Source organism: Amphibiibacter pelophylacis, assembly GCF_037688875.1.
Taxonomy (GTDB): domain Bacteria; phylum Pseudomonadota; class Gammaproteobacteria; order Burkholderiales; family Burkholderiaceae_C; genus Amphibiibacter; species Amphibiibacter pelophylacis.
The window spans coordinates 1-15207 of sequence record NZ_JAWDIE010000011.1; the positions used below are offsets into that span (position 1 = coordinate 1).

The window sequence follows — 15207 nt, forward strand, 5'->3', positions numbered from 1 at the left end:
GGCGGATGCTGCTGGCCGCGCTGCTGATGCTGCCGCTGGTGGCGCTGGCGCAGTTCGTGGTGCTGACGCACGAACAGGCGCGCGTCACCCCGGCGCAGCAGCTGGTGCTGGACGCCGACCTGCGTTTTGAGCTCCCGGCCAAATTCGACCGTGTGCTGCAGGCGGCCGTGCCCCTGGTTTTCATCGCTGAAGCCCAGGTGTACGCCCGGCGCTGGTACTGGCGCGATGAGCGCATTGCCAGCAGCCAGCGCACCTGGAAGCTGCTCTACCAGCCGCTGACCAACACCTGGCGCGTCACCACCGGAAACGCCAGCGAGAGCTACGCCGACCTCAACAGCGCCCTGATCGCCGTGTCGCGGCTGGAAAACTGGGTGCTGGCCGGCAAGACGCAGCTGGACAAGGCCGACGGCCGGCGTCTTTATGTGGATCTGTCCTACCGCCTGGACACCACGCAGCTGCCGCCACTGCTGCTGCTGGGCTCGGGCAGCGGCACGCGCTGGGATGTGGGCGTGCAGCAGCAGCTGGATGTGGATCCGTGACGCCAGAGCCGCCTGTGCCGCAGGAACTGGACGAGGTGCCCGCCGCTGAAGGCGCCCGGCGCACCCTGACGCGACTGCGCGCCCCGCGCAACTGGCGCACCCTCACCCTGACCCTGGTGGTCACGGCCGTGGTCCTGGTCGGCATCGCCACGATTTTTGCCTTTGTTCTGGCCCTGACGCGCGAGGACGCTTCCTGGGTGGACCAGCATCTGGTCTGGCTGTTTGGCGCCAACATCGCGGCGTCCATCACCCTCCTGGCGGTCATCGTCGGGGCGCTGGTGCGCCTGGGGCGGCGGCTCAAGGCCGGCAAGTTCGGCAGCCGGCTGCTGGTCAAACTGGCATTCCTGCTGGGCCTGGTCGGCGTGCTGCCCGGCGCGCTGGTTTATGCCGTGAGCTACCAGTTTGTCACGCGCAGTTTCGAAGTCTGGTTTGACCAGCGCGTGCAAAGCGCGCTTAACGCAGGCCTGGCGCTGGGCCGCCTGACGCTGGACACGCTGCAGGCCGATCTCAAATCGCGCACGCTGGCGGGGGCCGACCGCCTGGCGCTGGCGCCCGCCAAAGTCACCGTGGCCGATCTGGAGCGCCTGCGCGACCAGCTCGGCGCCAGCCGCGTGACCTGGCTGGATGGCCGCGGCCAGGTGCTGCAGTCGGCCGACGTCAGCGGCCAGCCGCTGCGCCTCGTGCGCGTACCGCCAACGCTGGTGCGCCAGGCGCGGGCAGCGCGCGTCGCCTCCGAATACGATGGCCTGGATATTGCCGGTGACGTGCCTGCCGAAGGCCCGCCGGATTCGCTCTCGGTCACGCTGCGCGCCCTGGCCTGGGTGCCCGGCAGCAGCCTGTCGCTGCGCACCGACAACGATCACTATCTGATGGTCAGCCAGACGGTTCCGCCGACGCTGGCCTGGCAGGCGCTGTCGGTGCAGCAGGCCTACAGCGAATACCAGCAGCGCGCGCTGGGCCGCGACGGGCTGCGCTCGGCCTACATCGGCACGCTGACGATGGCGCTGGTGCTGGCGCTGTTTGGCGCCTTCCTGCTGGCCTCGGTGCTGGGCAACCAGCTGCTGACGCCACTTTTGCTGCTGGCCCAGGGCGTGGAGCAGGTGGCGCGCGGCAACCTGCGCAGCCGCCCGACCTTTGCCTCCAACGACGAACTGGGCGGCCTGACGCGCGCCTTCGCCGAAATGACCGACCAGCTGGCCGATGCGCGCGCGCAGGTGCAGCGCGGCGTCAACCAGATCGTGACCACGCGCACGCGGCTGCAGACCATCCTGGACAATCTCAGCGCAGGCGTGCTGGTGTTTGACAGCCAGGGGCTGCTGGAAACCGCCAACCCTGGCGCCTCGCGCATCCTGCAGGTCGATTTCTACCCGCTGATCGGTCAGCCCCTGCACCGCAGCCCCGAGCTGCGCGGCCTGGCGGTGACGGTGGACGAGCACTTCCAGCGCCTGATCCAGCAGGCGCCCGGGCAGGCGCAGACGCAGTGGGAAGAGAGCTTTGATTACGTCCACAGCAAGGCCGAACTCAGCCTGACGCTGATGCTGCGCGTGGCCGTGCTGCCGGGCAACAACCGCCTGCTGGTGTTTGACGACATCAGCCAGATGGTCGCGCACCAGCGCGTACAGGCCTGGGGAGAGGTCGCCAAGCGTCTGGCGCACGAGATCAAAAACCCGCTCACGCCCATCCAGCTCGCCGCCGAGCGCCTGCAGCGCAAGCTGGACGCCAAACTGGATGAGGCCGACCGTGCGCTGCTGACGCGCTCGGTCAGCACCATCGTGGCGCAGGTGCAGGCGATGATCCGCCTGGTCAACGAGTTCCGCGATTACGGCCGCCTGCCCAAGGCGCAGCTCAAGGCCGTCAGCCTGGCTGACGAGATCACCGGCATCCTGCCCCTTTACGGCGGCGCGCTGGAGCGCGGCCTGCTGCACGTCGAGACCGCGCCCGATCTGCCCGCCATCCGCGCCGACAGCACGCAGCTGCGCCAGGTCATCCACAATCTGGTGCAGAACGCCATGGACGCCGTGGCCGGACAGGACGACGGACAGGTCTGGCTGCGCGCCCTGCCGCGCCGGGGCGCCGACGGCCGCGTCAGCCACGTCACGCTGCTGGTGCAGGACAACGGCCCGGGTTTTGCGCCGGGGGTGGAAAAGCGCATTTTCGAGCCCTACGTCACCACCAAAACCAAGGGCACGGGCCTGGGCCTGCCCATGGTGAAGAAAATCGCCGAAGAGCACCATGCCCTGATCAGCGCCTCCAGTCTGGGGGCCGCTCCTGGGGGAAGCCCTGAACTTGAGGCAAAATCCGCCCATCGTGGGGCGCAGGTGTCGCTATCATTCCCCGTTGATGCTCCCGTTTTGCAGGTGTAGTTATGGCCAATATTCTTGTCGTCGATGATGAACTGGGCATCCGTGCCCTTCTGCAGGAGATCCTGACCGACGAAGGACACAGCGTCGAGCTGGCCGAGAACGCCGCCCAGGCGAGGCGCCAGCGTGAGCGCTATCGGCCCGATCTGGTGCTGCTGGACATCTGGATGCCCGATGTTGACGGCGTGACGCTGCTCAAGGAATGGGGCGCGACCGGCCAGCTGACCATGCCCGTGGTCATGATGAGCGGCCACGGCACCATAGACACCGCCGTCGAGGCGACCAAATTCGGCGCTGCCGCCTTCCTGGAAAAGCCGATCACGCTGCAAAAGCTGCTGCACTCGGTCGAGCAGGCGCTCACCCGCCCCACCATGCCGCGCGGCCCTTTGATGACCATCGTGCCCGCACCGGGCGCGCAGCCGGTTGCTCCTGCGCCGGTGGCCGCGCCCTACCCGCCCGCGCTGGGCGGCGGCTTTGCGGACAGCCAGCTCACGGTCGAATCGGCCATGACCGGCGGCCTGGGCCTGCCCACGGGCACGCTGGATCTGGGTCCGGCCTCCGAGCAGAGCTTCAACCTGGATCGCCCCCTGCGCGAGGCCCGCGACCAGTTCGAAAAGAGCTACTTCGAATTCCACCTGGCCAAGGAAAACGGCAGCATGACGCGCATCGCTGAAGCCACGGGCCTCGAGCGCACGCACCTGTACCGCAAGCTCAAGCAGCTGGGGATCGATCTCAGCCGCAACAAGCGCGGTGCCTGAGACGGCTTCCCACACGTTTTTTCCAGTCAGCGCAAAAAACAGCCGATTTTCGGCTACAATGCGCAGCTTCACGGCCAAGTAGCTCAGTCGGTAGAGCAGCGGATTGAAAATCCGCGTGTCGGTGGTTCGATTCCGCCCTTGGCCACCAGAACCGAAAAACGCCAGCTCAAAAGAGCTGGCGTTTTTTTATGCTGAACCGGGATGGCACGAACCCCGCAGCGGGTCCGTCTGCCCCCGCCTGCGCCAGACGATAGAATGCTTTCATGCATCGTCTCAAGGAACTCACATGCGCTGGCTGACCCGCCTGATCTGGATCATTCCCTGCCTGCTGGTGCTGGCGTTTGGCCTGAAAAACCTGCAGCCCGCCACCGTCTACGGCTTTGGCGGCTCACAGTGGGACACGAGCATGATTTACCTCGTGCTGGTGCTGTTCGTCGCCGGGCTGATCGTCGGTCTGCTGGCCATGCTGCCGGTCTGGCTGGGCCTGCGCTGGCGTCTGCACCGCGCGAATCTGGACGTGAAGCGCCTGAAGGGCGAACTGGCCAGCGCGCGCCACAGCTCGGCGCTGGTCAGCCTGAAGCCCAAAGCGGCCGTCGCTGCCGAACAGGACGACCATGCCCGAGCTTGATCCCGTCTGGCTGCTGCTGATCGCGCCGCTGGCCTTTGGCCTGGGGTGGCTGGCCAGCCGCTTTGACCGGCGCCAGCGCGAACACGACCGCAAGGAGCAGCTCCAGCCCTACTACCGGGGGCTCTACCTGCTGCTGTCCGACCAGCAGGACAAGGCGATTGACGCCTTCATCACCTCGACGCAGAACGATGTGGACAGCAGCGACCTGCACTTCGCGCTGGGCAAGCTGCTGCGCAAGCGCGGCGAGTACGAGCGTGCGGTGCGCGTGCACGAGCATCTGCTCGGCCGCCCGCAGCAGGACGCTGCGGACCGCGACAAGGCCCAGTTCGAACTGGGGCTGGATTACATGAGCGCGGGGCTGTACGACCGCGCCGAAGCCGCCTTCGAAGCCGCCAGCCACGGCAGCTTCGCCACCGACGCCCGGCTGGAAGGCCTGGCCCTGAGCGAACGCACCCGCGACTGGCCCCGCGCCAGCCAGATCGCCCAGCAGCTGGAGGACAGCGCGGCCGGATCCTTCCACCGCCGCATGGCGCACCACGCCTGCGAGCAGGCGCAGGAAGCGCAGGCGCGCGGCGACACCGCACAGCGCCTGGCACAGCTGGAACGCGCTGTGCAGCTCGCGCCCGACAGCCCGCGCCCGCGCTGGATGCAGGGGGATGCCCTGCGTGACCAGGGCGATCTGGCCGCTGCGCTGGACACCTGGCTGGACCTGCTGCCGCATCACCCTGAAGCCTTCGCGCTCAAGGCCGTGGACGCGGCGCGCACGGCGCTGGAACTCCATGCCAGCGACCCCGAACGGGGCCTGGCCGAGCGCAGCCGCCTTTTGCAGACGCTGGAGGCGCAGTACGCCGCCCAGCCCGCTTTCAGCCTGATCGAGGCCTGGAACCTGCTCGACGCCGACTCCGCCGCCGCCAGCGAGCGCGTGCGCACGCACTTCCTGGCGCACACCGATCCGGCCAGCCTGATGGCCCTGCTGCAGATTCCGCCCGAGACCTGGGTCGCCGACTGCGGCCCGCTGGTGCGCCGCGAAATCAACCGTCTGGCGCAGAGCCAGCAGCGTCACGGCTGCGTCGCCTGCGGCTTCGAGAGCCAGCGCCATTTCTGGCAATGCCCCGGCTGCAGCAGCTGGGACAGCATGCCGCTGCAGGCGCCGTGAAAGAATCCGCCATGACAGCTCCCCTGCCCCAGCTGCCGCCCGACCGCCCCGAGCTGACCGATGCGGCTGTGCCCAAAATCCTGTGCATGAAATGGGGGACGAAGTACGGCCCGGAGTATGTCAACCGCCTGCACGCCATGGTGCAGCGCCACACGCGCACGCCGCACGCCTTTGTCTGCCTGACCGACGACAGCAGCGGCATCCACCCGGACGTGGTCTGCCTGCCCATTCCGCCACTGGACCTGCCTGCCGGGCTGCCCGAACGCGGCTGGACCAAGCTGACCACGCTGGGCGAGGTGTGGGGCCTGCGTGGCACCGCGCTCTTCCTGGATGTGGATGTCGTCATCGTCGCCAGCCTGGACCCGTTTTTCAGCGAGCCGGGGCGTTTTCTCATCATTCACGACTGGAAGCGGCCCTGGCGCATCACCGGCAACTCGTCGGTCTACCGTTTCGAGCTGGGCGTGCACGGTGCGCTGCTGGACGAATTTCGTCGCAATTTCGCCCAGATCCGGCAGCAGTTCCGCAACGAACAGGCCTGGCTGTCACACGTCATGCAGCGCGCGGGCCTGCTGCAGTACTGGCCCGCAAAGTGGTGCTGCAGTTTCAAATACCACTGCATTCCGCGCTTTCCGCTCAACCTGTGGCGGGCGCCCACCGTGCCGCACGAGGCGCGCGTGGTGGTCTTTCACGGCGTCATGAATCCGCCCGACGCTCTGGCCGGGCGCAGCAATGGCAACTGGCGCCGCATCCGACCGGCGCTGTGGATTGCCCAGCACTGGACCGACAGCCCGCACTGAACGGCCTTGAAACCGGTCAGTCCGCCGGGGGGTTGACCCGGATCAACCGCCCGACCCGGATGCTTTACTGCGTGCCGCCCGGCGTCTTCATCGCCTGGAAGAAATCGCTGTCCTTGTCCAGCACCATCACATCGGATTTGCTGCGGAAGGCGCTCTGGTAGGCGTCCAGGCTGCGGTAGAACCTGGCGAAAGACGGGTCCTGACCGAAGGATTTGGCAAAGATCGCATTGGCCTTGGCGTCGCCCTGGCCCATGATTTCCTGGGCTTCCTTGTAGGCCTGCGCGACGATGACTTCGCGCTGGCGGTCGGCTTCGGCGCGGACGCGCTCGCCCTCGGCCGCGCCTTCTGAGCGCAGCTCATTGGCCACCTGCTTGCGCTCGGATTCCATGCGGCGGTAGACCGAATCGGTGATGTCGGCGACGAAATCCACGCGCTTGAGGCGCACGTCCTGGATCTCGATGCCGAAGGAGCCGGTTTCAGCGCGCAGGCGCTTTTCCACGTCCTGCATGATCTGGTTGCGCTGGCTGGCCAGCACCTGACCGACCGTGCGCTTGGTGACTTCTTCGTTGAACGCGGCCTGCACGATGGGCGACAGGCGCGTCTCCAGGTTGCGGATGTCGGTGCCGTTGTTGCGGATGAACTGGCGCGGATCGCTGATGCGCCACTTGATCATCCAGTCGATCAGCAGGCTTTTCTTCTCGGCGGTGAAAATGGGGCGCGATTCCGGGCTTTCCAGCGTCTGGATGCGGCGGTCCAGAAAGACCACGTTCTGCAGCGGCGCAGGCAGCTTGGTTTTCAGGCCGGGCTCGGTGATCACATCGCGGATCTCGCCCAACGCGTACACCACCGCGACGTTTTTCTGATCCAGCACGTACAGCATGTTGGAGCCCAGCAGCAGCGCCAGGCCCACCCCGGCAACGGTCATACCCAATCGGTTCATGGTTGGCTTCCTCGGTCGGCTTCAGCGGGCGCCGCTGCGGGGGGCAGCGTCGTCATCGGGGCGCAGCATCTGGGGCGGCTGGACCTGCGGGGCTGCGGCTGCGGGCGCGGCAGCTGCCGCCGGGCTGCCCGGCATCGCTGCGGGAGTGGATGCCGCAGCGCCTGGGGTCGACGTGGCGGCACGCGCTGCGGCATTGGCCTCGGCCTGGTTCTGCGCCAGGATCTTGTCCAGCGGCAGGTAAAGCAGGTTGGAGCCGGACTTGCTGTCCACCATCACCTTGGTGACGTTGCTGTACACCGTGCGCATGGCGTCGGTGTACATGCGGTCGCGGGTCACGCGGGGGGCTTTTTTGTACTCGTCCAGCACCGCGGTGAAGCGCGAGCTGTCGCCTTCCGCCTGCGCCACCACACGGCTGGCGTAGCCGGAGGCTTCTTCCTTCAGACGGGCGGCCGTGCCCTGGGCACGCGGAATCACGTCACTGGCATAGGCCATGCCTTCGTTTTTCAGGCGGTCTCGGTCGGCCCCGGCCTTGACGGCGTCGTTGAACGCGGCCTGCACCTGGCGGGGCACCTGCACATTCTGCACGTTGACGTTGGTGATCAGGATGCCGGCCTTCAGACGGTTGAGCTGGTCCTGCACCGATTTAACGAGGCCCGCCGCAATGGCGTCGCGCTCTTCGTACAGCACCGAATCGACCTTGCTGCGCCCGACGATCTCGCGCACCGCCGATTCGGCGGCCTGCACGACGGCGCCGTCGGCATCGCGGTTGTTGTAGATGTATTCGCGCGCATCGCTCAGGCGGTACTGCACCGTGAAGCGAATGTCGACGATGTTTTCGTCCATGGTCAGCATGGACGAATCCTCCAGCCCCGTGGACTGCATCACCTGCTGGCGGCCGATCTCGACCGAGCGCAGCTGGGTGAAGGGCACGATCTCGCGGCGCTGCACCGGCCAAGGCAGGATCCAGTTCAGGCCCGCGCCCACCGTCTTGCTGTACTGGCCAAAGGTGGTGACCACTGCGCGCGACCCTTCCTGCACAATAAAGAGGCCGCTGGCCAGCCACAGCAGCACCGCCGCCAGCACCACGATCACGCCGATGCGCCCCGCCATGCGGGCGTCGGGCATGGGCATGCCGCCGCCGGAGGTCCCCCCGCCCTGACCGCCGCCGCCCCCGCCAGAGCCGGAATCATCTGGCTCAGGGCGCTGGGGCTGGGCCCGGCCACCGCCGGTTTTCTTGCCCGACATCAGGTCGCTGAGCTTGCGGTTGAAGTCTTTCCACAGCTCGTCCAGATCGGGAGGGCCGTCATTTTTGCCCTTGTTCCAGACCAGCCAGCGCCGCCAGCCGCCGCGGCGGTTCGACGCGCCGGATGTGGCATCGGACTCGGAGGGGGTTCGGAATACGCGAAGCTTGCTCAAGGTGTCTCGCCCGGTTGAAGGTGGTGGTCAGCAGAGCCTTCCTCCTGCGCGGAGGCGGCTTCTGCGGGGTCATCATAAACGCCGGAATCAGGCCGACTGTCCTGGATTTCCGAAGAAGATTGCAGGCCCAGCACACGCTGGGCGATCACGCTGCGCAGCACATCCAGGCCGGCGCCGGTCTGCGCGCTAACATAGACGCTGGGCACCCAGGTGCCTGCGCCGCTCTGGCCCAGGCGCTCGAAGCGGCCTGGATTGCTGCGCGGCTGCTGGTCGGGTTCGAGCAGATCGGCCTTGTTGAAGACCAGAATCTGCGCGATGTCCTGCGCGCCGATACCGTCCAGCACGCGTTCGACCTCGAGGCACTGTTCGTGCCAGTCGGCGCGCGAACCGTCGATCACATGCAGCAGCACATCGGCGTCGGCGGCTTCCTGCAGCGTCGCGGCAAAGGCCTCGACCAGGCGGTGCGGCAGATCGCGGATGAAGCCCACCGTGTCCGACAGCGACACCGAAGCGCCGAGATCAGCCAGCCAGCAGGCGCGCGTCGTGGTGTCCAGCGTGGCAAAGAGCTGGTCGGCCGCATAGGCCTGCGCCTTGACCAGCGCGTTGAACAGCGTCGATTTGCCCGCGTTGGTGTAGCCGATCAGCGAGATGCGTGCCGCGCCGCTGCGCTTGCGCGAGCGCCGCTGCGTGTCGCGCTGGCGGCGCACCTTGACCAGGCGCAGCTTGATGGCTTTGATGCGCTCGGCGATCATGCGCCGGTCGAGTTCGATCTGGGTTTCGCCGGGGCCGCCACGCTGTCCGGCGCCGCCGGTCTGGCGCTCCAGGTGGGTCCAGCGACGCACCAGGCGCGAAGAAAGATACTGAAGCTGCGCCAGTTCGACCTGCAGCTTGCCCTCGTGGCTCTGCGCGCGCTGGGCGAAAATCTCCAGGATCAGCGCTGTGCGGTCGGATACCGCGACGCCGAAGTGGCGCTCCAGGTTGCGCTGCTGCGCGGGACTCAGGGCCTGATCGAAAATCACGCCCACGGCGCCGTGCATGGACACCAGCGCCTTGATTTCGTCGGCCTTGCCCGAGCCGATGAACAGTGACGGATCGGGGCTGGCGCGGCGCACGCTGACGCGATCGGCGACGCGGTCGCCCGCCGTTTCGGCGAGCAGCGCCAGCTCGGTCAGCTCGGCATCGAAGTGCGGATCGCGGCCGAACTCGACCCCGACCAGCACAACGGCGGGTCGCAGGTCGGCAGCGGTGGGAACAGCGGTGGCGCTCAAGAGATCAGCAGATGCGGCGGCCGGGCCTAGGCCGTGTTTCAGGACGCGGAAGCCGGCGCCGCAGCGACCTGGTCAGCCGGCTGGAAAGACACGGCGCGGCCAGGCACCACGGTGGAAATGGCGTGCTTGTAGACCATCTGCGTCACGGTGTTGCGCAGCAGCACGACGTACTGGTCGAACGATTCGATGTGGCCCTGCAGCTTGATGCCGTTGACGAGATAGACCGAAACCGGCACGTGTTCCTTGCGGAGCAGGTTGAGGAAAGGGTCCTGGAGCAGTTGCTGGTTTTTTGTAGTCACGATATGTTCCGTGCTGGTTTGAATGGGAAAGACAGGAGGACAGAGGAATGGCCCCCGCTGCGGGGCGTAAAAAAATCACCACAGCGTTCAGCTAAGGTAACACAGGCCGCAGGACGTCGGCCTGAAGAGGGAATTCCGGGGAATCAGAGGGCGAACTTTTTGGCCAGGCCCTCGGGCGTCAGGCCATCGTATTCCTCGAAGGGCTGGTGGATCCAGGGGTTGGTGGGCAGGTGCTCCATGTAGTAATCGGGCGTGTAAGTCGAGCAGGCTTTGACCCACAGCACGGCCGATTTCACCGCTTCAACACCCGGCGTGGCGCGCAGGCGCTGCATCACGGCGTCCAGCGTGACGCCAGAATCGGACAGATCATCGACCAGCAGGATGCGGCCCTGCAGGTCCCCGTTGGGCAGCGTGATGTACTTGGCCATGTCCAGCCGCCCCTGCAGCGTTCCGGCCTGGGCGCGGTAGGAGCTGGTCGACATGATGGCCAGCGGCTTGTCCAGCACGCGCGACAGCACGTCGCCCGGTCGCAGCCCCCCCCGCGCCAGACACAGGATCTGGTCGAACGCCCAGCCCGAATGCGCCACCTTGAGCGCCAGGCGCTCGATGAGCATGTGGTACTCGTCCCAGGACACGTACAGGTGTTTGCCGTCGTCGGTCAGCATGCGGGTTCTCCCTTGTGATTTATGGGGTCGTCGTGCGCCGGGCTTCAGCCCCGGGCGAGCTGGAAGGGATTGGACAGCAGGATGGTGTGATCGCGGTCCGGGCCTGTGGACACCAGGGCGATGGGCGCACCGATCAGCTCCTGCACGCGCTCCAGGTAGGCGCGCGCCGTGGGCGGCAGCGCGTCCCAGCGCGTCACGCCAGCGGTGGTCTGCGTCCAGCCGGGGAAGGTCTCGTAGACCGGCTCGCACAGCGCGATGTCGTCGGCGTCCAGCGGCAGGATGTCCACCGGCTCGCCGCGCAGCAGGTAGCCGGTGCAGACCTTGATCTCGTCCAGGCCGTCCAGCACGTCCAGCTTGGTGATGCACAGGCCGCTCAGGCCATTGATGATGACCGAGCGCTTGAGCGCGGCCGCATCCAGCCAGCCGCAACGGCGCGGGCGCCCGGTGACGGTACCCTTCTCGCGCCCGACGGTGGCCAGGTGGTGGCCCACGGTGCCTTCGGTCTGCCAGTCGAGTTCGGTGGGAAACGGCCCGCTGCCCACGCGCGTGGTGTACGCCTTGGTGATGCCCAGCACGTAATGCAGCATCTGCGGCCCCACGCCGCTGCCTGCGGCGGCAGTGCCCGCCACGCAGTTGCTGCTGGTCACAAAGGGGTAGGTGCCGTGATCCACATCCAGCAGCGTGCCCTGCGCGCCTTCGAACAGGATGCGTCCGCCCGCGCGGTCCAGGTCGGCCAGCAGACGGCCCACATCGGCCATCATCGGACGGATCTCGGCGGCCAGCTCCAGCAGGCGCGCGTAGAGCGGCTCGAAAGCGATCTGGTCCGGACTGCCGTAAATGTCGGCCAGCGCCAGGTTGTGCAGATCGACCAGCGTGCGCAGCTTGGCCTGCAGGCGGTCGGGGTGTTTGAGATCCTGCACGCGCAGCGCGCGGCGGGCGATCTTGTCCTCGTAGGCCGGGCCGATGCCCTTGCCGGTGGTGCCAATCTTGCTGCTGCCGCCCTTTTCGCGCTGCTCCTCGCGGGCGCGGTCCAGCGCAACGTGCATGGGCAGGATCAGCGGGCACGATTCACTGATGAACAGGCGCTGGCGCACCGACAGGCCGATGCCTTCCAGACGACGGATCTCGCCCATCAGGTGCTCGGGGTCCACCACCACGCCGTTGCCGATGAAGCACTGCACCTCGGGGCGCATGACGCCCGAAGGCACCAGCTGCAGCGCCGTGGTCACGCCATTGATGACCAGGGTGTGACCGGCATTGTGGCCGCCCTGGAAACGCACCACGGCCTGCGCCGTGTCGGTCAGCCAGTCGACCAGCTTGCCTTTGCCTTCGTCTCCCCACTGGGTACCCACCACGACAATGTGGCGGACGGCGGAGGATGGCGGAGCGGTGACTGCGTTCATGGCCTTGCTTTCGGTCTGTCGAAAAAATGCGGTGGAAACGGGTGGAAAGGGCGGGATGAAGAAGGATTACGGCGCTAGCGGCACAACCCGCCACTGGCCACCCTGGTGGGCCAGCTGGCCGGTCAGGTCGAATTCGTCGGTCTGCGGCGCATGCCCCGGCAGCGCGCAGACCACGGTCTGGCCCTCGGCGCGCAGCTGCTGCACGGCCTGGCGCAGGGCGGCGTCCGGGTGCCAGGGCGCCAGCACGGCCTGCTGGCGCTGCGGGCGCTGGGCCACATCCACCAGCGCCTTCACATCGACGCTGAACCCCACAGCCGGACGCTCACGCCCGAAGGCCGCGCCGATGGCATCGTAGCGCCCGCCACGCAGCAGCGAGCGGTTGCAGCCCGGCGCAAACAGGGCAAAACGCACGCCGGTGTAATAGCCCGAGCTGCCCATGTCGGACAGATCCAGGCTCAGGCGCTGGCCAGGGTGGGTGCGGCGCAGGTGATCGGCCAGATCGGCCAGATCGGACAGCGCGGCGCGGATCAGCGGGTGATCGGGCAACGCGACGCGGGCGCGTTCCAGCAGCGGGCGTGGGCCGTCCTGGCCGATCTCGCCGTACAGATCCAGCAGCGCCAGCAGAGGCTGGCGCAGCGTGCGCGGCCAGGCGCTGCTGAGCTGCTCCAGCGTGGACAGATCCTTGTGCGCCAGGGCCTGCGCCAGCGCGTCCTGGCGCGACGCCGACAGCGGCGTGCCGCCCTGGGCGGCGTGCAGCTCCAGCAGGGCGCGCAGCAGGCGCGCGTCGGCCAGGTCCAGCACCGTGCCCTGCAGGCCCAGTTCGCGGGCGCAGTGCAGCGTCAGATCGAGGATTTCAAGGTCGGCTTCCAGACCCGCGTGGCCGAAGAGTTCGGCGCCGAATTGCAGCGCCTCTCGGCTGCTGGCGGGCTCGTCGGGCAGTGCGTGCAGCACCGGGCCGCAGTAACACAGGCGGACCACGCCGTCGCGGTTGAGCAGGTGGGCGTCGATGCGCGCCGCCTGCGGCGTGGCATCAGAGCGCAACGCCAGCGTGCGGCCGCTTTTCTGGTCGACCACCTTGAAGGTTTTCAGGTTCAGCGACGCCGCCCCGCCCTGCAGCATGGCGTCCAGGTGCTCCAGCATGGGCGGCATGACCAGCTCGAAACCATAAAGCCGGGCCGTATCCAGCAGCAGACGGCGCAGCGTTTCGACCTGGCGTGCCTCTATGGGCAGCACGTCGGCCAGATGTTCGGGCAACAGCCAAGCGGAAGTCATGTCAGGGCAAACACCTATCGATCAAAAGCCGGATTGTACCTGCCGACCCGCTGCTGCCCCACAGCGCCGTCTCACGGCGCAGGGGCCCGGCACGAGGCGGGCGTCACGCCAGGCGACAGCGTGCCCTTGTAAAAATCGTTGCCGACCTGCGCCCAGCCATCGCCCACACACAGCCAGCTGATATTGCCTGGCGGCGAAACGCCGGGCCGCAGAGGCGCTTTGGCCTTGTCCGCCCCGGTGTAAGGGATGAGATAAAACGTGCCCTGGCCGGGCACGTCGGACGTGTCCACGCCGATGGCGCCGGTGGTCGCAATGATGCGCACCGAGCGCACATTGGCTGTGCCGACTTTGAGGTATTCGCTGCCATCGTCGTTCAGGCCCTGGTTGAAGGGGCGACCGGCGCTGACGTTTTCCAGCACCAGCGTCTTGTAGCTGGCGGCCTGCGACAGCGCTTCGCTCAGGCGGGCGCGCGAGACATAGGACGAATAGGCCGGAATGGCCAAGGCGGCCAGAACGCCCATGATGGCCAGCACCACCATCAGTTCGATCAGGGAAAAGCCGCGCCGTCCGGGACGCAGGAAAAGCGGGTCGCACATGGGGGGAGAAAATCCAGGGTGATGGCAGGCCGTCCGCCCGCGCGCCCCGCAGTGTAAAGCCCGGCGGGCCGGATGTGGCAAACGATAGAATGCAGGCCTGCCCGCCACCGTCCGGTGCGGCGGGCCAGCCGCCTTCCGCCGCCATGAATCACCCCCTGCCCCCCGAATCCGCCACGGCCCCGCACGCCCGCAGCGCCCCGCGCCAGAGCGTCGAGATCAACAAGCTGTCCAAGCGCCTGCATCGCCAGGTCGGCCAGGCCATTGTCGATTTCAGCATGATTGAAGAAGGCGACCGCGTCATGGTCTGCCTCTCGGGCGGCAAGGACAGCTATTCGATGCTGGACATTCTGATGAATCTGCAAAAGCGTGCCCCGGTGCGCTTCGAGCTGATCGCCGTCAATCTGGACCAGAAGCAGCCCGGCTTTCCCGCCGATGTGCTGCCCGGCTATCTGAAGAATCTGGGCGTGCCCTTCCACATCGAGACGCAGGACACCTACAGCATCGTCAAAAGCCACATCCCCGAGGGCAAGACGATGTGCAGCCTGTGCTCGCGCCTGCGCCGGGGCATCCTGTACCGCGTGGCCAGCGAGCTGGGCGCGACCAAGATCGCGCTGGGCCACCACAAAGACGACATCGTGGTGACCTTTTTCATGAACATGTTCTTCGGCGCACGGCTCAAGGCCATGCCGCCCAAGCTGGTCAGCGACGATGGCCGCCATGTCGTCATCCGCCCGCTGGCCTATGTGGCCGAACACGATCTGCAGGCCTGGGCCACGCACCGGGCGTTTCCCATCATCCCCTGCACGCTGTGCGGCAGCCAGGACAACCTGCAGCGCGTGCAGATCAAAGCCATGGTTCACGAGTGGGAGAAGCGCCACCCCGGCCGCATCGACCGCATCTTCAGCTCGCTGGGCCAGGTCGTGACCACGCACCTGATGGACCCCAGACTGCAGCCCTTTGCCGAGCTGCGCGCCACGGGCGTCCCCCTGCCGGACGGCGACATCGCGTTTGACGACGAGCCCTGCGCTCCGGCCGCCGGCCTGAGCCCGATCCTGACCCCCAACGCCCCGCAGGCCGTGACCTGGCTGGGCGCCTCAAACTCTGACTGAG

The 15207-nt window shown here is 67.3% G+C and carries 15 protein-coding genes and 1 tRNA gene; 8 read left to right on the forward strand and 8 right to left on the reverse strand.

All coding sequences use genetic code 11. From position 1 onward, the window contains the following. The 7 genes from RV045_RS08330 to RV045_RS08360 all read left to right on the forward strand — a co-directional run. The coding region (locus RV045_RS08330) for a DUF4390 domain-containing protein (protein ID WP_423235326.1) at window positions 1–539 on the forward strand (539 nt) is incomplete at its 5' end. Next, a complete protein-coding gene (locus RV045_RS08335; RefSeq protein ID WP_423235327.1) occupies window positions 536–2902 on the forward strand; it encodes a sensor histidine kinase in 2367 nt (788 codons plus the stop codon). The genes RV045_RS08330 and RV045_RS08335, both read left to right, overlap by 4 nt. A gap of 2 nt (window positions 2903–2904) precedes the next feature. Then, window positions 2905–3657: a response regulator gene (locus RV045_RS08340; RefSeq protein WP_423235328.1), complete on the forward strand. Its 753-nt coding sequence runs from the start codon at window positions 2905–2907 to the stop codon at window positions 3655–3657. A gap of 72 nt (window positions 3658–3729) precedes the next feature. Then, window positions 3730–3805, forward strand: a tRNA-Phe gene (locus RV045_RS08345). A gap of 138 nt (window positions 3806–3943) precedes the next feature. Further along, on the forward strand, window positions 3944–4285 hold the full coding sequence (locus tag RV045_RS08350) for a LapA family protein (protein WP_423235329.1): 342 nt from the start codon (window positions 3944–3946) through the stop codon (window positions 4283–4285). Next, window positions 4272–5441 (forward strand): lipopolysaccharide assembly protein LapB, encoded by a 1170-nt coding sequence (locus RV045_RS08355; RefSeq protein ID WP_423235330.1) that lies wholly within the window; start codon window positions 4272–4274, stop codon window positions 5439–5441. The genes RV045_RS08350 and RV045_RS08355 overlap by 14 nt, the downstream gene beginning before the upstream one ends. Before the next feature lie 86 nt (window positions 5442–5527). Continuing rightward, on the forward strand, window positions 5528–6238 hold the full coding sequence (locus RV045_RS08360) for a glycosyltransferase (RefSeq protein ID WP_423235397.1): 711 nt from the start codon (window positions 5528–5530) through the stop codon (window positions 6236–6238). Between the two features lie 64 nt (window positions 6239–6302). Here RV045_RS08360 and hflC read toward each other — a convergent pair whose 3' ends face one another. From hflC to RV045_RS08400, 8 genes are all read right to left on the reverse strand, one after another. Beyond that, window positions 6303–7178 carry a protease modulator HflC gene (gene hflC, locus RV045_RS08365; protein WP_423235331.1) on the reverse strand — a complete coding sequence of 292 codons (876 nt, stop codon included), beginning with the start codon at window positions 7176–7178 and terminating at the stop codon, window positions 6303–6305. A 21-nt stretch (window positions 7179–7199) separates the two neighbouring features. Further along, window positions 7200–8594 (reverse strand): FtsH protease activity modulator HflK, encoded by a 1395-nt coding sequence (hflK, locus tag RV045_RS08370; protein WP_423235332.1) that lies wholly within the window; start codon window positions 8592–8594, stop codon window positions 7200–7202. Then, window positions 8591–9862, reverse strand: a complete 1272-nt coding sequence (gene hflX, locus RV045_RS08375) for a GTPase HflX (RefSeq protein ID WP_423235333.1) — start codon at window positions 9860–9862, stop codon at window positions 8591–8593. Before hflX ends, hflK begins: the two co-directional genes overlap by 4 nt. A gap of 38 nt (window positions 9863–9900) precedes the next feature. Continuing rightward, window positions 9901–10161: an RNA chaperone Hfq gene (hfq, locus tag RV045_RS08380; protein WP_423235334.1), complete on the reverse strand. Its 261-nt coding sequence runs from the start codon at window positions 10159–10161 to the stop codon at window positions 9901–9903. Window positions 10162–10304: 143 nt separating this feature from the next. Beyond that, window positions 10305–10826: a phosphoribosyltransferase gene (locus RV045_RS08385; RefSeq protein WP_423235335.1), complete on the reverse strand. Its 522-nt coding sequence runs from the start codon at window positions 10824–10826 to the stop codon at window positions 10305–10307. A gap of 44 nt (window positions 10827–10870) precedes the next feature. Next, window positions 10871–12229, reverse strand: a complete 1359-nt coding sequence (locus tag RV045_RS08390) for an adenylosuccinate synthase (RefSeq protein WP_423235336.1) — start codon at window positions 12227–12229, stop codon at window positions 10871–10873. 66 nt (window positions 12230–12295) lie between these two features. After that, window positions 12296–13501, reverse strand: a complete 1206-nt coding sequence (locus RV045_RS08395; RefSeq protein WP_423235337.1) for an ATP phosphoribosyltransferase regulatory subunit — start codon at window positions 13499–13501, stop codon at window positions 12296–12298. A gap of 71 nt (window positions 13502–13572) precedes the next feature. After that, window positions 13573–14097, reverse strand: a complete 525-nt coding sequence (locus tag RV045_RS08400) for a pilin (RefSeq protein WP_423235338.1) — start codon at window positions 14095–14097, stop codon at window positions 13573–13575. 89 nt (window positions 14098–14186) lie between these two features. On the opposite strand from RV045_RS08400, the gene ttcA reads away from it, so the two are divergent. Continuing rightward, the gene (gene ttcA / locus RV045_RS08405; protein ID WP_423235398.1) at window positions 14187–15206 is read left to right on the forward strand and encodes a tRNA 2-thiocytidine(32) synthetase TtcA; all 1020 of its coding nucleotides are present in this window, start codon (window positions 14187–14189) and stop codon (window positions 15204–15206) included. Window position 15207 lies beyond the last annotated feature (1 nt).